Raw genomic sequence first — 22625 nt, forward strand, 5'->3', positions numbered from 1 at the left:
TTCTGTTTTATGGGGGGCAGCGGCGGCCCCTTCTTTTATGCAGGCCGTAAACTTCGGCGTATAGGCGGGTTTGGGTCGTCAGAAGCTAAAACCATGCATGGGGGAATTGAAATGACGGTGAGGATCGCCCTGATTGGCGGAACCGGGGTGTACGACCCGGCCATGTTGAGTGACTTACGTGAGGAGCATGTGACCACCCCTTACGGGGACGTCGGCTTAAAAGTCGGCCGTCTCGAGGGACGGGAGGTCGCGTTTATGGCCCGCCACGGCCAGGGGCATTCGGTGCCGCCGCACCTGGTCAACTACCGGGCCAACATCATGGCCCTGAAGCAACTGGGTGTGCGGAGCATTCTGGCCACCGCCGCCGTCGGTTCATTGAACCTGGATATGGAGCCCGGACACTTTGTGTTCTGTGACCAGTTCCTGGACTTTACCAAGTCCCGGGCTCAGACTTTCTTTGAGGGCGGCCCGGAGGGCGTGGTGCACGTGGATATGACCGAGCCGTACTGTCCCGAACTCCGGGCGCTGTTGGGAAAGGCCGCGGCGGCTCTGAAGGCGGCGGTGCATCCGGTCGGTACCTATGCCGCCACGGAAGGCCCCCGTTTCGAGAGTCCGGCCGAGATCAGAATGCTGAGACAACTCGGCGCCGACTTGGCCGGGATGACCGGAGTCCCGGAAGTGGTACTCGCCCGGGAAGCCGAAATTTGCTACGCCACCATCTGCATGGTCACCAACTTCGCGGCGGGCATTTCGCCCGGCCGGCTGACCCACGAAGAGGTACTGGAAGCTATGCAAGTGAACGCCGCCAAGATCCGTTCCCTGATTGCGGACACCGTGCTCCTGATCGACCCGGAACGCAAATGCCTGTGCCACGAGGCGGTGCGGGGCCCGGTGGCGGGGCCGGACGATAATGGTGGTCAGTCGCCGGTGGTCGGTGGTCGGTCGCCGGTGGTCGGTGGTCGGTCGCCGGTGGTCGGTGGTCGGTCCGGCTCTCGGAATCAAAGCGGTGCCGTACCGCAAGAGGAACAGTGATGTCCGTCGAGACCCTGTACTGGAAGGACGGCCGGCTGTACGTGCTCGACCAGACCAGGCTGCCGGAGGAAACGGCCTACGTCGCCTGTAGTTCCTACCGGAACGCCGCCGAGGCCATCAAGGCGATGCGGGTCCGGGGGGCACCCGCCATCGGAGCCGTGGGGGCCTTTGGTCTGGTGCTGGGTGCGCTGGAAACCGGCGGGGACCGGGAGTCCTTTCTGGCCCGCTTGCACGAGATCGCCGGTGAACTCCGGGACACCCGGCCTACGGCGGTGAACCTGGGTTGGGCCCTGGAACGCATGCTGGCGCGGGCGGCAGGCACCCCGGGCGAACCCGGGGTGTTGCGAGGCGCCCTGCTGGCTGAGGCGGAGGCCATCGTGCGGGAAGACATCGAGGCCAACCGCCGGATGGGGCTCTTCGGCCGGGACTTGATCCCGGACCCGGCCCGGATTCTAACCCACTGCAATGCGGGGGCGCTGGCTACAGCCGGCTACGGTACGGCCCTGGGGGTGATCCGGGCGGCCCGGGAGGCGGGGAAACAGGTCAAGGTTTTTGCCGGGGAGACGCGGCCGTTCCTGCAGGGCGCACGGCTGACGGCCTGGGAGTTGATGCGCGAGGGAATCGAGGTGGTACTGATCGCGGACAATATGGCCGGTTACCTGATGGCCCGGGAGGGGCTGGACCTGGTGATTGTGGGGGCCGACCGGGTGGCGGCCAACGGGGATGTGGCCAACAAGATCGGCACCTACAGCCTGGCGGTGCTGGCGCGGACGCACGGCCTTCCGTTCTACGTGGCGGCCCCGCTCTCCACGATCGACCTGCGGACGGCTGCCGGCCCCGACATTCCCATTGAAGAACGCGACCCCGCGGAATTAACTCATTTCCGTGACTGCCGGGTCGCTCCGCCGGAAGTGGCGGTTTGGAATCCGGCCTTCGATATCACCCCCAACGAACTGATCACCGCCCTGATTACCGATGCCGGGGTGCTTAGGCCTCCCTTTGGGGGAGCTCTCCGCCGGGCAGTGGGTGGGGGATGTGGAAAATGATGAACTGCGCCATCCGAAATCCGGCCCTGGCGCCACAGGGCCGAGTGAAGATCGACTGGGTCCGGGCCCACATGCCGGTCCTGGGAGCGATTCGGGCTGAGTTTGAGCGGTCCCGGCCGTTTGCCGGCGTCAAGATCGCGGTGAGCGTGCACCTGGAGGCCAAGACCGCTTACCTGGCCGAGGTCTTGAAAGCCGGCGGCGCGGTGGTCGCGGTGACCGGCTGCAATCCCCTGTCCACCCAGGACGACGTGGCGGCGGCGCTGGTAGAGGCCGGAATCGCCGTGTTCGCCTGGCATGACCCGACACCGGAGGAATACCGGACGCATTTGATCCAGACCCTGGAGAACGGTCCCGGAATTGTAATCGACGACGGGGGCGACCTGGTGCATCTTTTGCACACCGACTTGGTCCACCTGGCTCCAGGGGTGATTGGGGGCTGCGAGGAGACGACCACGGGGGTGATCAGGCTGCGGGCCCTGGCGCGTGAGGGCCGGTTGGCCTTTCCCATGTTTGCGGTCAACGACGCCCACACCAAGTACCTGTTCGACAACCGCTACGGCACCGGGGAGTCGGTCTGGTCCGGGATCATGCGGACCACCAATCTGCTCGTGGCCGGCAAGGCGGTGGTGGTCTTCGGGTACGGCTGGTGCGGGCGGGGCATCGCCATGCGGGCCCGGGGGCTGGGGGCGAACGTGGTCGTTTGCGAAGTCGACCCGGTCCGGGCGATCGAAGCGCACATGGACGGCTACCGGGTCATGCCCAGCCTTGCGGCCGCCCGATTGGGGAACGTATTCATTTCCGCCACCGGCTGCCGGGACGTACTCCGCGCCGAACATTTCCGGGTAATGTCCGACCAGGCGCTCCTGGCCAACGCCGGGCATTTCAACGTGGAGATTTCCGGACCGGACCTGGAACGGCTGGCCGTCTCCCGGCGGGCGGTACGTCCCAACATCGAGGAGTTTCGGCTGGCGGACGGCCGGCGGTTGTACCTGCTGGCCCGTGGCCGCCTGGTGAATTTGGCGGCGGGGGACGGGCACCCGGCCGAGATCATGGACATGTCGTTCGCTGTGCAGGCGCTGACGGCTCGGTATGTTCTGGAGCACGCGGGGGGACTGGAAAAGAAACTCTACCCGGTACCCCCGGAAATCGACCGCCGGGTGGCCGGGTTGAAACTTGAATCGCTGGGCATTGAGCTTGACCGGCTGAGTCCCGAGCAGGAGGAGTATCTCACCGGATGGGAGCCGGCGTGAGACCCCGGTCTCGGCTCCGGTGCTCCGCGCCGACGGCAGCGCGGCTCGTCGCGGAGCCCTGCACGCCGCCTGCGGATTACCATCGTTGGTGATACCGGTTCAGACGGTACGGTAGTGCTCCAGGAGTTGTGGCGGCCGGTTCACAGTCAATGTTTCGTGGCGTCCTCGGCGGCGGCAGGGCTTTCCGCTTCTTCGCCGGCAGCCGTTCGCGGCGCTCCGCAATGTCGCCTTCGCCGGGGCTCTCAGCCGGCTGTGTGCGGATGGGGGCTGGCATAATGGAAGTGAGAAGTGGGAAGTTAGAGGTGTGAAAGCATGTTGGGGGGCGGGTCGAGAAAAGGAGGACTGTCCCCTTTTTTCCCCCGGGGACTGTCCCCCTTTTCTTGATCCGTTAGGAGGGACGCGGGATGAGTTTGGCGGCCGACAAGGCCAAGGAGATACTGGTCCGCCTGGGACAGAAGGTGGCCGAATCGGGGCTGGTGATCGGCACCTGGGGCAACCTCTCCTGCCGGGTGGCCCGGGACAACGTGGTGGTGATCACCCCCAGCGGTCTGGACTATCGTCGGATGACCACCCGGGATATGGTGATCATCGGCATGGACGGGCGGGTGGTCGAAGGTGAGCGCAAACCCTCCACCGAACTCACCCTGCACCTGGCGGTCTACCGCTCCCGTCCGGACGTGCAGTGCGTCATCCATACCCATTCACCATACGCCGGAGTAATGGCGGTAAACCGGATGCCCATCCCGGCCATTCTGGAGGACGCGGTGGCGATGATCGGGGGCCCGGTGCCGGTTACCCAGTATGCCGTTTCCGGCAGCCGGCGGCTGGCGGAACTGGCGGCCGCCGCGCTCGGCCGGGTCAACGCGGTTTTGCTGGCCAACCACGGGGTGGTCGGCGTGGGCCGGACTCCGGACGAGGCGTTTCAGGTGTGCCAGCAGGTGGAGAGAGCGGCTCAGGTGTACATCCTGGCGCGGGCCATCGGTACTCCGGTGGTCCTTACCGACGAGGAAACGGCGGTCCTGCTGGAACACTACGCCAAAGAATACGGCCAGAGGGAGCGTGGCGAGGGATGAGGATACTGGTTCAAAACGCCTACGTGATTCCCGTGGCCGGGCCGGATTTTGCCGGGAACATTGCGGTGGAAGCGGGCCGGATCGTTTTTGCCGGGCCCGAAGGATCGGTGCCGGGGACGTTCGCGGCGGACGAGACCATTGACGCCACCGGGATGGTGGCGACTCCCGGTTTGGTTAACTGCCATACCCACGCGGCGATGACCCTGTTTCGGGGATACGCGGACGACATGCCTCTGATGGAGTGGCTGACCCGAAAGATTTGGCCCGTGGAGAATTTGCTGACCGGAGAGGACATTTACTGGGGCAGTCTGCTGGCGGGGCTGGAAATGCTGAAGTCAGGCACCACCACCTTTGCCGACCAGTACTTCGAGATGGACCGGGTGGCGCAGGCCGTGGCGGAAATCGGGCTGCGCGCCTCATTGTGCCGGGGCCTCATCGGCGTATCCGGGCACGCTGATGCGGCGTTGGCCGAGGGGTGTGAATTTGCGCGCCGCTGGCACGGGGCGGCATCGGGGCGCATTTCGGCCATGCTCGGGCCGCACGCCCCCTACACTTGTCCCCCGGCGTACCTCAAGAAAGTGGTGGCTGTGTCAGAAGAACTCGATGTTGGGCTGCACATCCACCTGTGCGAAACCCGGACGGAGATTGAACAGATCAAAGCGGAGTACGGCTGTTCGCCCATCGCCCTGATGGAAGAGACCGGCCTTTTTCACCGGCCCGTGCTGGCGGCGCACTGCGTGCACCTGAGCGAGGCGGACATTGAGATCCTGGCCCGGCGGGGCGTGGGAGTGGCGCACAACCCGCAAAGCAACATGAAGCTGGCCAGCGGCATCGCCCCGGTGGTCCGGATGCTGGCGGCCGGGATCCGGGTGGGCATCGGCACTGACGGTGCGGCCAGCAACAACGATTTGAACATGGTGGACGAGATGCGGACGGTCGCCCTGCTGCAGAAAGTGGCCCAGGGAGACCCCACGGTGCTGCCGGCCGGCCTGGTGTTGGAGATGGCCACCGCCGGAGGCGCGCGGGTGCTGGGTTTGGAGGACCGGATCGGCACCCTGGAGGTGGGCAAGCGGGCGGACATCGTGCTTTGGAACGTGAACCAGCCGCACCTTTGCCCGGCGCACAGCTACCAGGCCCACCTGGTTTACAGCGCCGGCCGGGCCGACGCGGACACCGTCATTGTTGACGGCCGCACGCTGATGCGCAACCGGCGGGTGCTGACCGTTGACGAGGAAGCGGTGCTCCGTCATGCCGGACGGGCCGCGCGGCGGCTGATCGAATCCGTGTAGTCTCTGAGGGAAAAACGGGCGTATTCCGCGGCCCGGCAGCAATAAGGGCCCGGTGACGCGTCCGGGCCCCGAAACGTGTTTGGTGTCTTCGGCTACTGCCGGTTGCGGCTGTAGGTCTGCACCAGCCCGCCCAGCCTGGACGTGGCGGCGCCCAAAAAGCTCTTGCGCCGGGACAGTATCTGTTCCAGCGACTCCAGGACGTAGTCCAGGTCCTCCCGGCCGACGTTCAGCGGGGGATAAAGCCGGATGACCGATGGGTTGTTCAGGGTGTACACGGAGAGCACCCGGTGGTTGTTCAGGAGTTCGACCGATACCAGGCTGCTCACCTGCCCGACGTCGCCAACCACCTTCTCGGAGATGCTGGTGGAGAGCTTGGCCAGCAGCCCCTTGCCCTCGTCGGCGAGTTCGATGCCCACCATCAGCCCGCGTCCGCGCACGTCCTTCAACAGGGGATAGACGCCCTTCAGCCGTCTCAGCCCGTCGAGGAAATAGGCGCCGTTTTCCCGGGCCCGGGCCGGCAGGTCCTCTTCCAGGGTGACCTGCAGGGCGGTGATCGCCACAGCGCAGGCCAAGGTGTTGCCCCAGTAGCCGCCGAAGGTGGAAGTGTGCAGGAGGGAGGTGTCATAAGTGCCGTAGGCCTTCTTCCAGATTTCTTCCGTGGTGAGATAAGCGCCGGCTGGGACCATGCCTCCGCCCAGCGCCTTGGAGAGGCAGAGGATGTCGGGCTCAACCCCCTCGTCGGCGCAGGCAAATAGGGCGCCGGTGCGTCCGAACCCCGTTTGGACCTCGTCGGCGATGAACAGGGTGCCGTGCTGGGCACACAGCCGGCGAGCCTGGGCCAGATAGCCCGGGGGAGGTGTGACCACCCCTCCCTCTCCCTGGATCGGCTCGACGATGAAAGCGGCCGCTTGGCCGGCTTTCAGGGCGGTTTCCAGAGCGTCCAGGTTCCCGAAGGGCACCAGCGTGCAGCCGGAAAGCAGCGGCTCGTACGGGGTCCGGTACTTTGGCCGCCCGGATACCGACAGGGCGCCGAAGGTCTTGCCATGAAAACCCCCTTCACAGGAGATGAACCCCGGGCGTCCCGTGGCGGCCCGGGCGATCTTCAGCGCGCCCTCGACAGCCTCCGCGCCCGAATTGCAGAAGAAGGAGCGCTTCAGGTTTCCGGGGGCGACCTGGGCCAGGTTGTGCGCCAGCGCCGCAGGCAGCTGCTGCAGCGAGACCTGGACCAGCTTGGGCATCTCCTCGACCCGGCGCACGGCTTCGAGAAGACGGGGGTGGTTGTGGCCCACGTTGATGGAGCCGTAGCCGCTCACAAAATCAAGGTATTCGTGCCCGTCCAAATCCCACAGCCGGGTGCCCTGGGCCCGCACGTACTGCCGGTCGGCGTTCGTCAGAATCTGGATGGAAGCATGGGGGGTGCTGAGGTAGGTTTTATGCTTGTCCCGCACTTCGGCGGTCCGCATCCGGAGCGCTTCTTCCAGTGAGATCAGGGACATTTTCGATCCCAGCTTTCGTTGGCATTTAAGGATATTCTAACCGTCCCGACTCCTAATTTTCCAGGCCGGGCCTGAAAACCCTTCCATGCGGGATGTTTTTTCTTGACATCGGCCCGGTGGTTATATAAAATCTCGCTGTAAAGTAAAAATACTTGATAGGGGCGCACGGTTGGATAGATTCGCCTGGATCAACTTGCTCTACGACTTCTATGGGCCGTTGCTGACGGATCGCCGGCGGCAAGTGTTGGAGCTTTACTACGAGCAGGATTTCTCTCTCGGCGAGATCGCCGGGGAGCTTTCCGTAACCAGACAAGCCGTGCATTATACGCTCAAGCGCGCTGAGGAGTCACTCGAGCATTTCGAACAGAAACTGAACCTGGCGGCCCGGTACTTAAGCGACCGAAACCGGATCGGTGAGGCCTTGGCGGCCCTGGACGATCTGGGCGCCGGCCGGGAAGAGGCCGTGACGCGGTTGAGACAACTCCTGCAGGAGATGCAGCGATCCGGCAGGCCAATTTCGGGAACACTCGGCTGAATATGGTAATGCGCATCGCCGCCTGCAGGAGATGCAGCGATCCGGCGGACCAATTTCGGAGAACGGGGTGATCTGATGGCCTTCGCCAGTCTTTCCGACAGGCTGCAGGAGACCTTCAAAAAACTGAGGGGCAAAGGCAAGCTCACCGAGGAGGACGTAAACCAGGCGCTGCGGGAGGTGCGGTTGGCCCTCCTGGAGGCCGACGTGAACTTCAAGGTGGTGCGCAATTTCGTCAATGTCGTGCGCCAGCGGGCCACCGGCCAGGACGTGATGGCCAGCCTGACCCCGGCACAGCAAGTGGTCAAAATCGTGCACGAGGAGCTGACCGCGCTGATGGGGGGGCAAAACGCCCGGCTGGAGCCGGCCCCGAAACCCCCCACCGTGGTGATGCTGGTCGGCCTGCAGGGTTCGGGCAAGACCACCACCGCGGCCAAGTTGGCCAACCTCCTCAGGAAGCAGGGCCGCCGGCCCCTGCTGGTGGCGGCGGACATCTACCGGCCGGCCGCCATCAAACAGCTTCAGGTGCTCGGCGGGCAGATCGACGTGCCGGTGTTCAGCATGGGTGAACAGGATCCCGTCGGTATCGCCGGGGCGGCCCTGGAGAGCACCAAAAAGGGCGGTCAGGACGTGGTGATTATTGACACCGCCGGCCGTCTGCACGTCAACGAGGAACTCATGGTCGAGCTGGAGCGGATCAAGGCCGGCGTTCAGCCGCACGAAATCCTGCTGGTGGTCGACGCCATGACCGGTCAGGACGCGGTGACGGTGGCCGAATCTTTCCACCAGCGCCTGGTGCTGGACGGAGTGATCCTGACCAAGCTGGACGGCGACACCAGGGGCGGCGCCGCGCTTTCGGTGCGGGCGGTTACGGGCTGCCCGGTCAAATTCGCCGGCCTCGGCGAGAAGTTGGACGCACTGGAACCATTCCACCCGAACCGGATGGCGGACCGGATCCTGGGCATGGGTGACGTCCTTACCCTGATCGAAAAGGCGCAGGCCGCTTTTGACGCCGAACAAGCGGCCGAGATGCGCAAGAAACTTAAAAGCGCCGACTTCAATCTGGAGGATTTTGGGGAACAACTGCGCCAGTTTAAGAAGATAGGCCCGCTCGACCAAATTATGGGGATGATCCCGGGGATGGACCGGATGACGAAGAAGATGAAAGGAGCCATGCAGTTCGACGAAAAGGAACTGGTGGTGGCCGAGGCGGTCATCAATTCCATGACCCCGTGGGAGCGGCGCAACCCGGAGCGGATCGACGGCGGCCGACGGCGGCGAATCGCCCGGGGCAGCGGCACAAGCGTTCAGGACGTGAACCGGCTCTTAAAACAATTCGACCATACCAGGAAGCTGGTCAAACAGTTCGGCGACTGGGAAAAGGGCGCCAAAAAGGGCGGCAAGCGCAAGTTTCCCTTTAAAATGCCAGGCATTTAACTCATGTCGTGGCCGTCGCTTTTAGGCTGAGAGTTTATTTTCATTCCCGCATGAGCGACGATAAATCGTCGTGAGCGATTGCTCCGAAAATACAGAGCGGCGGCTTGGTGCTTTTGATTAAGTGGTGCCGAGTGCGGTATAGCGATCTGAATAAGTAAATAAGTTGGGTGCCTGGCACCTGAGAGATGAAGGCAAACACCCTATGGCAGCCCTGGGCGCAGCGAATAAGTAAATAAGTTGGTGCCTGGCACCTGAGAGGAGGTGAAGCGGTGGCGGTTAAGATCAGACTAAAGCGGATGGGGGCCAAGAGGGACCCCTTTTACCGGATTGTGGTTTCCGACGCCCGTTCGCCGAGAGACGGGCGGTTCATCGAGCAGATCGGCTACTACGATCCCCTGGAGGAACCGGCGCGGATCTCGGTGGATGAGGCCAAAGCCCGCGTTTGGTTGCAGCAAGGGGCCCAGATGACCGAGACGGTGCGATCCCTTTTCAAGAAATCCGGAGTACTGGAGCGCCTGGGTGCGGAACGAGCCGAGGAAAGGGGTTAACCATGGAAGAACTGGTGGCCTGACGAACGTTTCAGTCTTGTAGTGTCGTCAGTGAAAGGGGTTAACCATGAAAGAGCTGGTGGAGGTTTTGGCCCGGTCGTTGGTGGACCAGCCTGGGCAGGTTGAGGTGCGGGTTGTGGAGAACGACCAGGCGGTGCTCATCGAACTCCGGGTCGCGCCTGAGGATATGGGCAAGGTGATCGGGAAGCAGGGGCGGATTGCGAAGGCGATGCGCACGCTGGTGAAAGCGGCGGCCAACAAGCAGCGCAAACGGGTGACCATGGAAATCATATAGGCGTTAGAATGGGCCTGCCGGAAAAGGGGCCTGGCCCCTTTTTGAAGGCCGGGAGGTGCGGCGCTTGCCGAAAAGCATCATCGTCACCCGCCCGGTGGCGGTCAAAATCAGGGTTACCGAGCGCTACAAGACGGCCCTGCTCCATCAGATCGAGTACTCCGTGCGCCGGCTGGACCTGGAACTTGAGCGCCTGGAGCGCCTGCAAACCCCACCGTCCGAGGAGGAGCGGCGCAAAAGGCTCGAGGCGCGGCAGAAATTGGTTGAACAGGCGCAGGGTGTGCGCCGGCTGCAGCCGGGTGACGAGGTGTGGCACGGGCGGGTCGAAAGCCTGGTCAGGCTGGCGGTCGGCGACGACTGGCAGAGCGTGATGGAGGTTGAAGTGCTTCTGGAGGACGGCCGCGTGGTGGACATCAGGACGCCGGCCGGAGGTCCCGGCAATGAATGAGGAATTGATTTTGATCGGCGAGATCGTCAATACCCAGGGGCACCGGGGTGCCGTCCGGGTGCTCCCCCTGACGGACTTTCCCGACCGTTTCCGCCGGCTGAAGGCCGTCTACCTGGAGCAGGGGCCGGTGCGCCGGCTGGTACACATCGGGCGGGTATCCTACCATAAGCGGTTTGTGATCCTTGAATTCCGGGAGATCCCGGACATGAACGCCGCCGAGAAGCTGAAAGGGGCACAGCTCAAGATACCCCGCTCGGAGTTGGCGCCTTTGCCCGACGGTCACCACTACGTCTTCGAAATCGTCGGCGCGTCCGTCTTCAGTGCAAAAGGGGATTACCTCGGTGTCGTCGCTGACGTGCTGCGCACGGGGGCGAACGACGTCTACGTGGTAAAAAGCGGCGACGGAGAGGACTTTTTGCTCCCGGCGCTCAAAACCGTGGTGCGGGAAATCGACTTGAAGCGGCGGCGCATCACCGTGGCCCTGCCCGAGGGATTGCGGGAATGATCATCAGTATCTTGACTTTGTTCCCCGAGATGTTCGCGGGGCCCTTCGAAAGCAGCATCATTAAGCGGGCGCGGGAACGAGGCCTGGTGGACATCGAGCTGTTCGACATCCGGGACTTCTCACCGAGCCGGCACCGGACGGTTGACGACACACCCTACGGGGGCGGGGGCGGAATGGTGATGCAGGCCGAACCCATCCGCCGGGCGCTCGGCCACCTCGAGGAGCGGGGACGGGGCGGGGGTACGGTGGTGCTCCTGTGTCCTCAGGGCCGGCGGTTTGACCAGGATGCGGCGCGCGCTCTGTCGGCGGCCGGGAAGCTGGTGTTGATCTGCGGTCACTACGAAGGGGTGGACGAAAGGGTCCGCGAAGACGCAGATCTGGAAATCTCGGTGGGCGATTTCGTGGTCACCGGGGGCGAAATCCCGGCGATGCTGGTGGTGGACGCGGTCTGCCGGTTGATTCCCGGTGTGCTGGGCGAGCCGGGCGGCGCCGCGGACGACTCCTTCGCCGGCGGGCTGCTGGAGTACCCTCAATACACGCGGCCCCGGGAGTATTTGGGACGAGAGGTGCCGGATGTCCTTTTAAGCGGGCATCATGGCGAAGTGGAACGCTGGCGCCGGCGGGAAGCCCTGCTCCGGACCCTGGTGCGCCGGCCGGATTTGATTGCCGGGGCCCGGCTGGCGGCGGGCGACCGGGAGTGGCTGGCCGAATTGGCCCATCGGCTGAGGGAGTTGGGCCTGGCCTAACTCCGGGGCTCACGCCCCGGCGCCGCTCTTGGTAAGGCCGGCTCCGGGGCGTGAGCTGACGCACGCCTTTAAAAACGCAAGTATATCAATGCTTGCAAGGATCGCAGCAGGAAAACTTTTCGTGCTATTTTTATCAAGAAATTGCTAGGCTCAAGGGTTTGTGAGCATTTTTCATGCGTCAGCCCTGTCCGGGGCCGTGAACCCTTGCAGTATGTGAGAACCATGTGGTAAAATTACGGTTGGCTTGAGGCCACGAACGATGAGGAGGCAAGTGTTGATGGACCATATCCGGACTTTTGCCGAGGAGCAGTTAAAGCCGGACATCCCGGTATTCCGCCCGGGTGACACCGTCCGGGTTCACGTAAAGGTGGTCGAAGGCGAACGGCAGCGCATCCAGGTTTTTGAGGGCGTCGTGATCAGAAGACGCGGCGGCGGCGTGAGCGAGACCTTCACGGTGCGCCGGGTATCGTACGGCGTGGGCGTAGAACGTACTTTTCCGCTCCATTCGCCGCGGGTGGACCGGATTGAGGTGATCCGGCTGGGCCGCGTACGGCGGGCCCGGTTGTACTACTTGAGGAAACTGCGCGGTAAGGCGGCCCGCATCCGGGAGAGAAAGGTCAGATAACGTGGAGAGGGGCTGCAAGACAGTTCCCTCTTTAACTTTTTGTGCCACGGAGGGGTTGAGTATTGGGGACGGGTCGGCGCCGCCGCCTATTTGGAGATTTTGTCGAGTCACTTCTGATTGCGGTGATCCTGGCGCTAGTGATACGGTTCTTCATCTTTCAGCCGTTTTATATCCCTTCGGGTTCCATGGAGCCCACGTTGCTGACGGGGGACCGGATAATCGTGTCCAAGTTCAGCTACTACTTCCGCGAACCGGAGCGGGGAGACGTGATCGTGTTCAAATACCCCCTTGATCCGAAGCGGGCCTTTGTGAAGCGGGTGGCGGCCCTGGGCGGGGAGACGGTGGCGGTCCGGGACGGCCGGCTGTACGTCGACGGCGTACCGGTGGTGGAGGAATACCTGTCTCCGGGTGTGTCCTACCGCGATTTCGGCCCCTTGAGGGTGCCGGAGGGGAGTCTCTTTATGCTGGGCGACAACCGTGCCAACAGCGACGACAGCCGGGTCTGGGGAGATCTCGACGAGGACCTGGTGATCGGCAAGGCGGTGGCCATCTACTGGCCGGTCACCCGCCTCAGCGCGGTGCACTGATAGGTGGCGGGACATGTCTGTACACTGGTATCCGGGCCACATGGCCAAAACCAAACGTCTGATCCGTGAACAGTTGCGTCTGTGTGACCTGGTGTTCGAGCTGGCCGACGCCCGCATCCCGGAAAGCAGCCGGAACCCGCTGCTGCTTGAAATAACCGCCCACAAACCGCGGATGCTCATCCTGACCAAACCCGACCTGGCCGATCCGGCCCGCACCGCCAAATGGCTTCAGGTATTCAACGCGCAGGGTGTCCCGGCGCTGAAGTTCAACGCCGTCCGCGGGGGCGAGTCGGACGTTTCGGCCGTGACACGCGCCGTCCGGAGCCTGCTGGAAAGCCCGGCCGGAAAACAAAAGCCGGTGTACAGAGCGGTAACAGTTGGGATACCGAACGTGGGCAAATCCTCTTTCATAAACCGTTTGACCGGACAACGCGCGGCCCAGACGGGCAAAGTGCCTGGCATCACCCGGGGCAAGCAGTGGATTCGCGTGAACCGTCGGCTGGAGCTTCTGGATACGCCAGGCACGCTCTGGCCGAAACTCGGCGGTCCGGAGCTGGGGTTCAAGTTGGCGGCCACCGGCGCGGTCCCGGAAGAAGTATTCAGCCGTGAGGAAGTGGCTGGATGGTTGATTTCCTGGTTGCGGCACAATTCCCCCCGGGCCCTCCGGCAGCGCTACGGCCTCCCGGCGGTCCCGGCCGCCACCGCCGACGCGCTGGAGGTGATCGGCCGCAAGCGGGGCTTGTTGCTGCCGGGCGGGAAAACCGACCACGACAAAACCGCCGCCGTGGTGCTCAAAGACTATCGGGAGGGCGCCCTCGGCCGTTTCACGCTGGACATCCCGGGGGAGGGACGGGGGGATGACGAATAGGGAAGGACCGAAAAGTTTGACCCTGCAAAAGATCCGGGAACGCCTGTTTGCGACGGTTGTCCCCGATGCCGGACTGCTGGAGATGCTCGGCCGGGACGCACGCGCCGGCGCCCGGGAGCTGCGGCGCCAAGCACTGCGCCGAATCGCCAGGGACCGGGCGGAAGCCGAGCGCTTGCAAATGCTCTACGGCTACGAGCGGGCATTGGAAGCCGCCGGGTGTGGGCCGGTGGCCGGAACCGACGAGGCCGGGAGGGGACCCTTGGCCGGTCCGGTGGTGGCCGCCGCCGTGGTCTTGGGCCGCGGTGCGGTGCTCCCGGAACTCAAGGACTCCAAACAACTGACCAGCGCGGCCCGGAGCCGGCTGGTGGACGAAATCCGGGCCCGAGCTCACTCCTGGGGGATTGGAATCGCCGACGCCGGTGAAATTGACCGGATGAACATCCTGTGCGCCGGATTGCTGGCCATGCGGCGGGCGCTGGAGGGCTTGAGCCTCGTTCCTGGGTGGGTCCTGGTCGACGGGACTTTTACTGTGTCCCACTTTCCCGCCTCCCAGACCGCCCTGGTAAAGGGAGAGCAGGTCAGCGCCTCCGTGGCGGCGGCGTCGATTCTGGCCAAGGTTTACCGGGACGAGTTAATGTTGCGGATGCACCACCTGTACCCCGAGTATGGTTTCGACCGACACAAGGGCTACCCCACGCCCGAACACTACCGGGCGCTGGAACGCTACGGCCCCTGTGCGTTGCACCGGGTTTCCTTCCTGCGCCCGCTCTCCCGCCAAGCCGGCTTGAAGCCGACACCCTGAAGCCGACCGCCTGAGGTCGGCCGCCTCCGTTTGGAGGCCAACAATCATCACCACGTTCTTTTGTCTGCCGGCGGATAGCACCCGGATTACATTATTTTTCCACCGCGTAATTACAGGGACACCATACTCAATTATTGGGAATTACGGGGGCGCCTGCCCTGAAAATGTTCCACTGTTTTCGTTCTCAGGTGGTGCCGCCGCAGGCGGCATGAGACTTACTTAATTATTGAGGCGATCTCATAATTGAGTAAAATGTCCCCGTAATTCCTAATCCCCGTAATTCCTAACGTAATTCCGTAATTCCCCGGCTTGAAGCCGACACCCTGAGGTCGGCCGCCTCCGTTTGGAGGCCATTGTCTTGGGAAACCGTCTATGACCGGTATTTTCCGCAACGTGAGGCTTAGGGTGAGAACGCGGACACCTGTGGTCACGGCGGTTCAATCAGGAAATCGGGCCCCAGTTCCTCGGCCACCTGCAGCAGCCGCTCGTAGTCGGCGGCGGTAAGCAGAGGGTCCTCTTCACCGGCGAAGGCGGGAATGGCCTCGTGCACCGGAAGCACCCGGTAACGCACCCTGCCGGCCGATACATAGGTGTGGACCCATACGGGAACCAGTTCCACCTCCTCCAGAACCGTCACGCCGCCCGCGGGGTCCTTCCTGACGGTCAGCCGGACCAGCAAACCGCTGTCATTGTAACGCCGACGCTGGTTGGAGATGAAGTTCCCCAGGGAATAGGCCGCGAACTTCTTCCTGGGCACCCCCTCCTTGAGGACCGTCCTGGTAAGGGTGGGCTGCACCACGTGCGGGTGGCTGCCCAGCACGACGTCGACCCCCGAATTGAACAAGAACTCCACCAGTTCCCTCTGATTTTCCGTAGGATAGCGCTCGTACTCGACACCGAAGTGGAGACAGGCGATGATGATGTCGGCCCTGGCTTCCTTGAGGCGGGAGATCTCTTCCTGCAAGGTCCCGCGGTCGATCATGTTCACCAGGTACGGCATGCCGTCGGGGAGCGGCAGGCCGTTGGTGGATTCGGTGTAGTTCATGATCCCCACGCGAATTCCCCGGAGTTCCGTGATGAAGGGACGTTCCCGGTCCTCGGGGCCGGCGTGGGTGCCAATGTGGTCCAGGCCGGCCGCCTCCAGGTGACGGATGGTGGCCAGCACGCCTTCCACCCCTTGGTCCAGGCTGTGGTTGTTGGCGGTCAGGAACATGTTCAGCCCGACGTCCCGCATCTCTGCGGCGAGGTCGGCCGGGCAGTTGAACAGGGGGTAGCCCGAATAACCCCGGTGCGCGCCGGCCAGACGGGTTTCCAGGTTGGCGATGGAGTAGTCGGCGTCCGCAAACAGGTGCCTGACTGGGCCGAAGATCTCGGCGAACTCGAAACGGCCTGTTTCCGCGTTATGCACCGAATAGATCACCGGCAGGTGCATGAGGAAGTCTCCCACCGCGGTGATGGTGATCCGGACCTCCTGCGGCTCCGGTGCCGCCGGGGTCTGTCCGGACTGCGGGCCTTCGCCGTTATTGCCGGTGCAACCACCTGCCAAGCAAAGACAAAAAAAGGCTAAGAGCCACCAAATAGACACACGGCGCAAGAATCATCACCACGTTCTTTTGTCTGCCGGCGGATAGCACCCGGATTACATTATTTTTCCACAATGCCGGGGTAATTCCTGCTTGTTTCGCGCCTTCACGACCTTTGCGCCAGGTTCTTTTTTGGGTTAACCTTGAGTGAAAGGTTTGGCCGGGTATCGGCCGTTGCGGGAGAGGATAAGCGTTGGACCGGCGGTTGCTGGGGCAAAAGGCGGAAGCTTTGGCGGTTGAACACTTGCGGAAGCAAGGGTTGCGCATTGAGGAGCGCAACTTCCGCTGCCGCCTGGGGGAAATCGACCTGGTGGCCCGTGACGGGGCCACCCTGGTTTTCGTGGAGGTACGGTCCCGGACCACGGTCCAGTTCGGCTTTCCCCAGGAGAGCGTCGGCCATCGCAAACAACAGCGCTTGCGCCGGATCGCGCAGGTTTACCTTCAAGGGCGGGGTGAGGCCGCCGTCCGCTTTGACGTGGTGTCCGTGAGCTTTGACCGGCAGGGCAACCCGGAACGGATCGAGCATATTGCGCACGCCTTCTGAGGTTCCGGCAGACACGAAATATGCGAATCATTTTATTCTTTGCCGGAAAACCCATTTCTAGCACTTATTGTTCGAAAAGGGGCAATCGGCGTAAATAATCGAGAAATAATCGCCAAAATACTTGTTTTTTTGAGCTGAACGTGCTAAATTTTTTCAAAGCAGGTGCCAAATGGATGTTCCTGCCTTCTTTAGAATTTTGCGACAAAGTGGGTGATAGCACGGCTGGCGTACAGCGGAACCGATTGTCCCGGATTTTGGGACTAGTTTTAGTGGCTCAAAATATGAGAACATTCTAATTATTCAGTTAAGGAGAGCTGAGAAAATGAGGAGCTGGAGTAGAATAGCTCTGGTTTGCCTAATTTCCGTGACCCTTGCCTTTTTTGTCGCCGGTTGTGGGGGTCAGACCGGGACACCCGAGAAGGAAACGGAGCCGTACAAGATCGGAGCCGTCATTGACGTCAGCGGCCCTGCCGCCTCGCTCGGGATGCCCCAGAAAAACACCCTGGAAATGCTGGCCGCCGACCTGAACGCCAAGGGCGGGATCAACGGCCGACCCGTGGAACTGATCATCCTGGACAACAAAACCAACGAGACCGAGGCCGTCCTGGCGGCCAAGCGCCTGATCGACCAGGACAAGGTGCTGGTCATTCTGGGCTGCAGCACCAGCGGCACGTCGCTGGCCATGATCGATACGGTCCAGAAGGCCGGGGTGCCGATGATTTCTCACGCCGCCTCCGCCAAGATCGTGGAGCCGGTGGCGGAACGCCACTGGGTGTTCAAGACCGCGCAGAGCGACATCCTGGTCGCCGACAAGATCGCCGCGCACCTCAAGAGCAAAGGGATCACCGACGTGGCCTTCATGTCCATGAACAACGCCTTCGGCGACAGCGGCCGGGGGAACTTCATGACCGCGGCGGCCGACCACGGCCTGGAAGTGGTCGCGGACGAGAGGTTCGAAGTCGACGACAAGGACATGACCACGCAGCTCACCAAGGTCAAGGGTTCAGCCGCCCAAGCGCTGGTCGTGTGGGCCATCCCCCCTTCCGCGTCGATTGTGACCAAGAACTTTCGTGATCTGGGGATGACCATCCCCCTGATCCACACGCACGGGGTGGGCAACCAGACCTTTCTAGACCTGGCCGAGGGAGCCGCGGACGGGATCATCGCCCCGATGGGCAAACTCCTGGTGGCTGAACAGCTTCCCGACACCGATCCCCAGAAGGCGGTGTTGCTTGGGTACCTCCAGGCTTACCAGGCGAAATACGGGGAGCGGCCGAGCACCTTCGGCGGGCACGGTTGGGACGCCTTCCAGCTGGCCGTCAAGGCCATCGAAACGGCCGGCGACGACCGGGCCGCCATTCGTGACGCACTGGAGAACATCACCGGCTTTGTAGGGGTCAGCGGCGTTTACAACATGTCGGCGGAAGACCACAACGGCCTGGGAGCGGATTCAATGGTGCTGGTCGAAGTAATAGACGGGAAATGGACGCTCTTTAATCCGTAACTACTGATGCCGGAGAGGATTTGCCGACGTGAGCCTTGAAAGCCAACTGCTCCAGTACCTGATTTCCGGCCTGACCCTGGGGAGCATCTACGCCCTGATCGCCATCGGGCTGGTGGTGACCTTCAACATCACCGGGATCTTCAACCTGGCGCTGGGCGAGTTCGTGACCCTGGGGGCCTTGGTATCCATCGCCCTGTATGCCGCCGGCTTGCCGCTCATCGCGGCCTTCGCGCTGGCCGTGCTCATCGCGGCGGCGCTGGGCGCGGTCATGGAGCGGACGGCGATTCACCCGGCGCGGAAAGCCAACGCGACCATCCTAACGCTGGTGATCATCACCATCGGTGTGGGTATCGCCATCCGGGGTGCGTCCCTGCTTATCTGGGGGACGCACCCCTATATCCTGCCCTCTTTTTCCGAACACGCCCCTTTCACGGTCGGGGGGGCCGTCGTCATCCCCCAGAGCCTCTGGATCCTGGGGTTGGCCGTGGTTTGCGTGGCGGCTCTCTTTGCGTTTTTTGAGTTCACCTATCTCGGCAAAGCCGTCCGGGCCTGCGTGATGAACCGGACGGCCGCCCGCCTGGTGGGTATCAACCCGCAACGGCTGTCGCTGGCCGCCTTTACCGCCACCGGCGCCCTGGGGGCGCTCGCGGGTATTTTCATCGCGCCGATCACCTTTGCCACCTACGACATGGGCTTCATGCTGGGCTTGAAAGCCTTTGTGGCCGCCATCCTCGGCGGGGTGACCAACGTCCCCGGGGCCATTGTCGGCGGGTTTTTGCTGGGCATTCTGGAAGCTTTCGGGGTGGGACTGGTCGGTTCGGGACTCAAAGACGCAGTGGCGATGATCGTGATGATCCTGGTCATGTTGATTCGCCCTACGGGCATTCTTGGGGCCTTCCGGCGCGAAGCATAATGATTTCCCGGGTGATGAAGTGGAATTAGTGAAAAAAAACAAAAACGTCATCCTGATCGTCTTGATCGCCGCCCTGTTCGCCGTCTTCCCCCTGATGGTCACGAGCGGGTATTATCTCGGGATTCTGGTGATCGTGGGACTCTACTCCATTGTGGCGATCGGCTTGGGACTGCTTTTGGGTTACGCCGGCCAGGTGTCCTTCGGCCAGGCGGCCTTCTATGGTTTGGGGGCCTACACCGCCGCCATTCTGTCCGGGACCTACGGCTGGCCGCCGCTTTTGGCGCTTGCCGCGGCGCCCTTCCTGCCTGCGGTGGTGGCGGCGGTGATCGGGCAGCCGATTCTAAAGCTTAAGGAGCATTTCCTGGTGCTGGCCACCCTTGGCTTCGGCATCCTGGTCTACATCCTGATGAAGGAGTTCGTGGACCTAACGGGCGGGCCGTCCGGCTACACCGGGATTCCGTACTTGAGCATCGGGGGCCTCGTGCTCACTACCGACAAACAGTTCTTCTACCTGGTCTGGTTTCTGGCCTTTCTGACCCTGGTGGGCGCCTGGAACCTGGTGAACAGCCGGATGGGCCGGGCGTTGCGGGCGATTCACGGCAGCGAACAGGCCGCCGAGGCCGCCGGGATCGACACCGCCCGCCTGAAGCTATATGTGTTCATCCTGAGCGCTTTCCTCGCCGGCTTGGCCGGTGGCCTTTATGCCTTCTACATCACTTTCGTCAGCCCGTCGCCTTTCGGCTTCCACGCCTCCATCCAGTTCGTGCTGATGGCCGTCGTGGGCGGGGCGGCCACCGTCTGGGGACCGGTGGTGGGCGCGTTTGTCATCGTCGGCCTGATTGAATTCCTGCGCTGGGCGGTACCGGTAGTGCTTCCGAAGGCCGGCGGGGAGTTCGAGATCATTTTCTTCGGTATCATCCTGGTGTTGGTCCTCCTTTTCCGCCCCGAGGGGATCATGAGCCACAAACGCCGCAAACAGCGTTCACAGCCGGAGGCGGGTAAGGAGGCGGCCGGAACGTGCTCGACGTAAGAGACCTGACCAAGAGTTTCGGGGGCCTGGTGGCCGTCAACCGGGCGAGTTTTTCAGTCAATCCTGGAGAGATCCTGGCCGTCATCGGCCCCAACGGCGCCGGCAAGACCACCATTTTCAACCTGATCACGGGCATGCTCACCCCGGACGAAGGCGAGATTCGGTTCCAGGGCCGCCCGCTTGCCGGACTGAAGCCCCACCAGATCGCCAGGCTGGGGATTTCCCGCACTTTTCAAAACCTGGAGCTTTTCCGGACCATGACCGTAGCTGAAAACGTGATGGTCGGGGCGTACACCAAAGGGAAGACCGGTTTTGTCCGGGCCATCTTGCGCCGCCCGGGAATGACCGCCGGGGACCGGAAGCGCTACGGCGAGGCCCTTGAACTACTGGGCGCCGTCAACCTGGCCGAATACGCCGACGAGCCCGCCCAGAGCCTGCCCTTCGGTCTGCAGCGGCTCCTGGAGATCGCCCGCGCCTTGGCCGCCGGGCCGCAGTTGGTACTCCTGGACGAGCCGGCAGCGGGATTAAACGCCGGTGAATCGCAGGCGCTGGTCGCCTTCCTGCGCCGCCTGCGAGAGCAGAACCTGACCTTTGTGCTGGTGGAACACGACATGGCGACGGTGATGGACGTGGCCGACCGGATTGTGGTCTTAAATTTCGGCTCCGTCATCGCGGAGGGCACACCGGCGGAAATCAGGTCCAACCCCGAAGTCATCCGGGCCTACCTGGGGGAGGATGAAACGTAATGCTGACGGTAAAGGATCTCACGGTGTTCCGGGGCCACATCCGGGTATTAAACGGCCTGACCTTTTCGGTGTCCGCCGGTGAAATCGTGGCCGTGCTGGGGGCGAACGGCGCCGGCAAGAGCACGCTGGTCGGGGTCCTGGCCGGGCTTTACCCGCCCGCGGCCGGGGAGATCGTCTTTCAGAACCGGAACCTCACCGGCCGGCCGCCGGAAGCCGTGGTGCACGCCGGTATCAGCCTGGTGCCGGAACACCGCCAGCTCTTCGCGGGCTTGACCGTCCGGGACAACCTGATTCTGGGAGCCTACCACCGCTACCGCGACGCCAAGAAGGAACTGCCGCAGCTGCTGGAGGACGTGTACCGCCTGTTTCCAGCCCTGCGCGAAAAACAGAACAAGCCCGCCCAGACCTTAAGCGGCGGCCTGCAGCAGATGCTGGCCATCGGGCGGGGGCTGATGGCCGACCCGCGCCTCCTGCTGTTGGACGAACCGTCCATGGGCCTAGCCCCGCTGGTGGTGCGCGAAATAATGACCACTCTGTCCGACCTGCGCGCCAAGGGCCAGACCATCATCCTGGTGGAGCAGAACGCCCACGCCGCCCTCAAGATCGCCGACCGGGCCTGGGTCCTGGAGCGCGGCCGCATCGCCCTGTCCGACACCGCCGAAAACCTCCGCCAGGACGCCCGCATCCAAGCCGCATATCTGGGCCACCGCCAGTAAGTCGACAAAAAGCCCACGTTGAGACTGACCAGCTTCAAGTCCACTCTTTTCATGAATTCTCCCGAATTTGACTCCTGCTCCAGTCCATCTCTTTGCTTCCAAAACAGAAACAGCAAACAGAAGGAATTGTCACTGCCGCGAAGAATCAAGCATTTGGGGGCTATGTGGATATATATGGATGCTGGGTAAAAAATTTGGCAGATTGTACTATTGCGGTGCATCAAAAACTGCTGTTTGGAGGCGCAGGATGACCAGAAGCCACGCCAACTTATGGCAACTGTATGCTCGGGTTTATGACTCCGTTATATTGTTGTTTCTGCCATATAGAGACTTGACACATAAGGTGGTCGACAGACTAAAACCCACACCCGGCGCACGTATTCTTGATGCCGGCTGCGGTACCGGCAACTTGATAGTGCATCTTGTTAAGACGCGGTCGGATGTAGAAGCGGTTGGTATCGACTTTTCCGAAGCGATGTTGCGCCGTGCCGGGAAGAAAAGCAAACAACTGCGGACGGTCACTCTTCTGGAGGCGGATCTGAACGAATGGCTGCCGTTTGGTGACGGAGAGTTTGACGGGATCACGTGCGTAAATGTACTGTACGCTGTCAAGAGGCCGTCATTTTTGCTGAATGAGATGAACAGGGTGCTTCGAACAAGTGGAATAATTGTATTGGCCACCCCGATATTCAAAACAAAGATGAGTCTTATTTTCAGTGAGCACGTTGCCGGTCTGAGGAGATCATATGCTCGGTTATGGCCGCTGGTACTGACTATGCAAATCGCCCGTGTGGCGCCTTCGGCAATTCCTTTTTTGTTGATCAACAAATTCATTCAAGAAGAACAAGCGTTTCACTTTTTTCAGGAAGAGGAACTACGGCTGCTTGCTGAAGAATGTGGTTTTCGAATCGATTCCCTTGAGAAAGCCTACGGGGGACAAGTATGGCTCCTCGCTGGGCGAAAGGAAACCGGATAGAGGATCATAAACCGTTGAACACCAATGGGAGCTGATG

25 protein-coding genes are annotated in these 22625 nt (G+C 62.5%); 23 read left to right on the forward strand and 2 right to left on the reverse strand.

Going from position 1 to position 22625, the window contains the following annotated elements; all coding sequences use genetic code 11:
• Positions 1–111: 111 nt before the first annotated feature.
• The 5 genes from mtnP to AB1402_00120 all read left to right on the forward strand — a co-directional run bounded on the left by mtnP (position 112) and on the right by AB1402_00120 (position 5690).
• On the forward strand, positions 112–1032 hold the full coding sequence (mtnP, locus tag AB1402_00100) for an S-methyl-5'-thioadenosine phosphorylase (protein ID MEW6540006.1): 921 nt from the start codon (positions 112–114) through the stop codon (positions 1030–1032).
• A complete protein-coding gene (gene mtnA, locus AB1402_00105; GenBank protein MEW6540007.1) occupies positions 1032–2078 on the forward strand; it encodes an S-methyl-5-thioribose-1-phosphate isomerase in 1047 nt (348 codons plus the stop codon). Before mtnP ends, mtnA begins: the two co-directional genes overlap by 1 nt.
• The gene (locus tag AB1402_00110) at positions 2075–3328 is read left to right on the forward strand and encodes an adenosylhomocysteinase (GenBank protein MEW6540008.1); all 1254 of its coding nucleotides are present in this window, start codon (positions 2075–2077) and stop codon (positions 3326–3328) included. The genes mtnA and AB1402_00110 overlap by 4 nt, the downstream gene beginning before the upstream one ends.
• 404 nt (positions 3329–3732) lie before the next feature.
• Positions 3733–4401 carry a class II aldolase/adducin family protein gene (locus tag AB1402_00115; protein ID MEW6540009.1) on the forward strand — a complete coding sequence of 223 codons (669 nt, stop codon included), beginning with the start codon at positions 3733–3735 and terminating at the stop codon, positions 4399–4401.
• Positions 4398–5690, forward strand: coding sequence for an amidohydrolase (locus tag AB1402_00120; protein MEW6540010.1), 1293 nt, complete (start codon positions 4398–4400; stop codon positions 5688–5690). Before AB1402_00115 ends, AB1402_00120 begins: the two co-directional genes overlap by 4 nt.
• A gap of 92 nt (positions 5691–5782) precedes the next feature.
• Here the strand turns inward: AB1402_00120 and AB1402_00125 are convergent, their stop codons facing one another.
• The gene (locus tag AB1402_00125) at positions 5783–7186 is read right to left on the reverse strand and encodes an aspartate aminotransferase family protein (protein ID MEW6540011.1); all 1404 of its coding nucleotides are present in this window, start codon (positions 7184–7186) and stop codon (positions 5783–5785) included.
• 169 nt (positions 7187–7355) lie between these two features.
• On the opposite strand from AB1402_00125, the gene ylxM reads away from it, so the two are divergent.
• The 11 genes from ylxM to AB1402_00180 all read left to right on the forward strand — a co-directional run bounded on the left by ylxM (position 7356) and on the right by AB1402_00180 (position 14576).
• Positions 7356–7721: a YlxM family DNA-binding protein gene (gene ylxM, locus AB1402_00130; GenBank protein ID MEW6540012.1), complete on the forward strand. Its 366-nt coding sequence runs from the start codon at positions 7356–7358 to the stop codon at positions 7719–7721.
• 75 nt (positions 7722–7796) lie between these two features.
• The gene (gene ffh, locus AB1402_00135; protein ID MEW6540013.1) at positions 7797–9155 is read left to right on the forward strand and encodes a signal recognition particle protein; all 1359 of its coding nucleotides are present in this window, start codon (positions 7797–7799) and stop codon (positions 9153–9155) included.
• A gap of 269 nt (positions 9156–9424) precedes the next feature.
• Positions 9425–9703, forward strand: coding sequence for a 30S ribosomal protein S16 (rpsP, locus tag AB1402_00140; protein MEW6540014.1), 279 nt, complete (start codon positions 9425–9427; stop codon positions 9701–9703).
• Positions 9704–9770: 67 nt separating this feature from the next.
• Positions 9771–9998, forward strand: a complete 228-nt coding sequence (locus tag AB1402_00145; protein ID MEW6540015.1) for a KH domain-containing protein — start codon at positions 9771–9773, stop codon at positions 9996–9998.
• Positions 9999–10062: 64 nt separating this feature from the next.
• Positions 10063–10443 carry a YlqD family protein gene (locus AB1402_00150; protein ID MEW6540016.1) on the forward strand — a complete coding sequence of 127 codons (381 nt, stop codon included), beginning with the start codon at positions 10063–10065 and terminating at the stop codon, positions 10441–10443.
• Positions 10436–10948 (forward strand): ribosome maturation factor RimM, encoded by a 513-nt coding sequence (rimM, locus tag AB1402_00155; protein ID MEW6540017.1) that lies wholly within the window; start codon positions 10436–10438, stop codon positions 10946–10948. The genes AB1402_00150 and rimM overlap by 8 nt, the downstream gene beginning before the upstream one ends.
• The gene (gene trmD / locus AB1402_00160) at positions 10945–11694 is read left to right on the forward strand and encodes a tRNA (guanosine(37)-N1)-methyltransferase TrmD (protein MEW6540018.1); all 750 of its coding nucleotides are present in this window, start codon (positions 10945–10947) and stop codon (positions 11692–11694) included. The genes rimM and trmD overlap by 4 nt, the downstream gene beginning before the upstream one ends.
• 277 nt (positions 11695–11971) lie before the next feature.
• Entirely contained in the window at positions 11972–12319 is a 348-nt protein-coding gene (gene rplS, locus AB1402_00165; protein ID MEW6540019.1) for a 50S ribosomal protein L19, read from the forward strand.
• Between the two features lie 62 nt (positions 12320–12381).
• Positions 12382–12906, forward strand: a complete 525-nt coding sequence (gene lepB, locus AB1402_00170; protein ID MEW6540020.1) for a signal peptidase I — start codon at positions 12382–12384, stop codon at positions 12904–12906.
• Between the two features lie 13 nt (positions 12907–12919).
• A complete protein-coding gene (gene ylqF, locus AB1402_00175) occupies positions 12920–13774 on the forward strand; it encodes a ribosome biogenesis GTPase YlqF (protein ID MEW6540021.1) in 855 nt (284 codons plus the stop codon).
• The gene (locus tag AB1402_00180; protein ID MEW6540022.1) at positions 13764–14576 is read left to right on the forward strand and encodes a ribonuclease HII; all 813 of its coding nucleotides are present in this window, start codon (positions 13764–13766) and stop codon (positions 14574–14576) included. The genes ylqF and AB1402_00180 overlap by 11 nt, the downstream gene beginning before the upstream one ends.
• Positions 14577–15003: 427 nt before the next feature.
• Here AB1402_00180 and AB1402_00185 read toward each other — a convergent pair whose 3' ends face one another.
• Positions 15004–16161, reverse strand: coding sequence for a CapA family protein (locus tag AB1402_00185; protein MEW6540023.1), 1158 nt, complete (start codon positions 16159–16161; stop codon positions 15004–15006).
• Between the two features lie 191 nt (positions 16162–16352).
• Here AB1402_00185 and AB1402_00190 point away from each other — a divergent pair, with 191 nt between their 5' ends.
• From AB1402_00190 to AB1402_00220, 7 genes are all read left to right on the forward strand, one after another.
• Positions 16353–16703: a YraN family protein gene (locus AB1402_00190; GenBank protein ID MEW6540024.1), complete on the forward strand. Its 351-nt coding sequence runs from the start codon at positions 16353–16355 to the stop codon at positions 16701–16703.
• 322 nt (positions 16704–17025) lie between these two features.
• Positions 17026–18207 carry an ABC transporter substrate-binding protein gene (locus tag AB1402_00195; GenBank protein ID MEW6540025.1) on the forward strand — a complete coding sequence of 394 codons (1182 nt, stop codon included), beginning with the start codon at positions 17026–17028 and terminating at the stop codon, positions 18205–18207.
• A 28-nt stretch (positions 18208–18235) separates the two neighbouring features.
• Entirely contained in the window at positions 18236–19120 is an 885-nt protein-coding gene (locus AB1402_00200; GenBank protein MEW6540026.1) for a branched-chain amino acid ABC transporter permease, read from the forward strand.
• Between the two features lie 28 nt (positions 19121–19148).
• Complete coding sequence (locus tag AB1402_00205; GenBank protein MEW6540027.1) at positions 19149–20150, forward strand: branched-chain amino acid ABC transporter permease; 1002 nt, start codon at positions 19149–19151, stop codon at positions 20148–20150.
• Entirely contained in the window at positions 20138–20896 is a 759-nt protein-coding gene (locus tag AB1402_00210; GenBank protein MEW6540028.1) for an ABC transporter ATP-binding protein, read from the forward strand. Before AB1402_00205 ends, AB1402_00210 begins: the two co-directional genes overlap by 13 nt.
• Positions 20896–21612, forward strand: a complete 717-nt coding sequence (locus AB1402_00215; GenBank protein ID MEW6540029.1) for an ABC transporter ATP-binding protein — start codon at positions 20896–20898, stop codon at positions 21610–21612. Before AB1402_00210 ends, AB1402_00215 begins: the two co-directional genes overlap by 1 nt.
• A gap of 247 nt (positions 21613–21859) precedes the next feature.
• On the forward strand, positions 21860–22588 hold the full coding sequence (locus AB1402_00220) for a class I SAM-dependent methyltransferase (GenBank protein MEW6540030.1): 729 nt from the start codon (positions 21860–21862) through the stop codon (positions 22586–22588).
• Positions 22589–22625: the final 37 nt, after the last annotated feature.

The sequence above is a fragment of the Bacillota bacterium genome (genome assembly GCA_040757205.1).
In the GTDB taxonomy this organism is placed as follows: Bacteria; Bacillota; Desulfotomaculia; order Desulfotomaculales; family Desulforudaceae; genus Desulforudis.

Bases quoted from the DNA above. Each gene is read 5' to 3' on its own strand.
- AB1402_00220 (MEW6540030.1), top strand. From the start codon at position 21,860: ATGACCAGAAGCCACGCCAACTTATGGCAACTGTATGCTCGGGTTTAT.
- AB1402_00195 (MEW6540025.1), top strand. From the start codon at position 17,026: ATGAGGAGCTGGAGTAGAATAGCTCTGGTTTGCCTAATTTCCGTGACC.
- ffh (MEW6540013.1), top strand. From the start codon at position 7,797: ATGGCCTTCGCCAGTCTTTCCGACAGGCTGCAGGAGACCTTCAAAAAA.
- ylqF (MEW6540021.1), top strand. From the start codon at position 12,920: ATGTCTGTACACTGGTATCCGGGCCACATGGCCAAAACCAAACGTCTG.
- AB1402_00110 (MEW6540008.1), top strand. From the start codon at position 2,075: ATGATGAACTGCGCCATCCGAAATCCGGCCCTGGCGCCACAGGGCCGA.
- AB1402_00145 (MEW6540015.1), top strand. From the start codon at position 9,771: ATGAAAGAGCTGGTGGAGGTTTTGGCCCGGTCGTTGGTGGACCAGCCT.
- rimM (MEW6540017.1), top strand. From the start codon at position 10,436: ATGAATGAGGAATTGATTTTGATCGGCGAGATCGTCAATACCCAGGGG.
- mtnA (MEW6540007.1), top strand. From the start codon at position 1,032: ATGTCCGTCGAGACCCTGTACTGGAAGGACGGCCGGCTGTACGTGCTC.
- AB1402_00115 (MEW6540009.1), top strand. From the start codon at position 3,733: ATGAGTTTGGCGGCCGACAAGGCCAAGGAGATACTGGTCCGCCTGGGA.
- AB1402_00120 (MEW6540010.1), top strand. From the start codon at position 4,398: ATGAGGATACTGGTTCAAAACGCCTACGTGATTCCCGTGGCCGGGCCG.
- mtnP (MEW6540006.1), top strand. From the start codon at position 112: ATGACGGTGAGGATCGCCCTGATTGGCGGAACCGGGGTGTACGACCCG.
- trmD (MEW6540018.1), top strand. From the start codon at position 10,945: ATGATCATCAGTATCTTGACTTTGTTCCCCGAGATGTTCGCGGGGCCC.
- AB1402_00125 (MEW6540011.1), bottom strand. From the start codon at position 7,186: ATGTCCCTGATCTCACTGGAAGAAGCGCTCCGGATGCGGACCGCCGAA.
- AB1402_00215 (MEW6540029.1), top strand. From the start codon at position 20,896: ATGCTGACGGTAAAGGATCTCACGGTGTTCCGGGGCCACATCCGGGTA.
- rplS (MEW6540019.1), top strand. From the start codon at position 11,972: ATGGACCATATCCGGACTTTTGCCGAGGAGCAGTTAAAGCCGGACATC.
- AB1402_00180 (MEW6540022.1), top strand. From the start codon at position 13,764: ATGACGAATAGGGAAGGACCGAAAAGTTTGACCCTGCAAAAGATCCGG.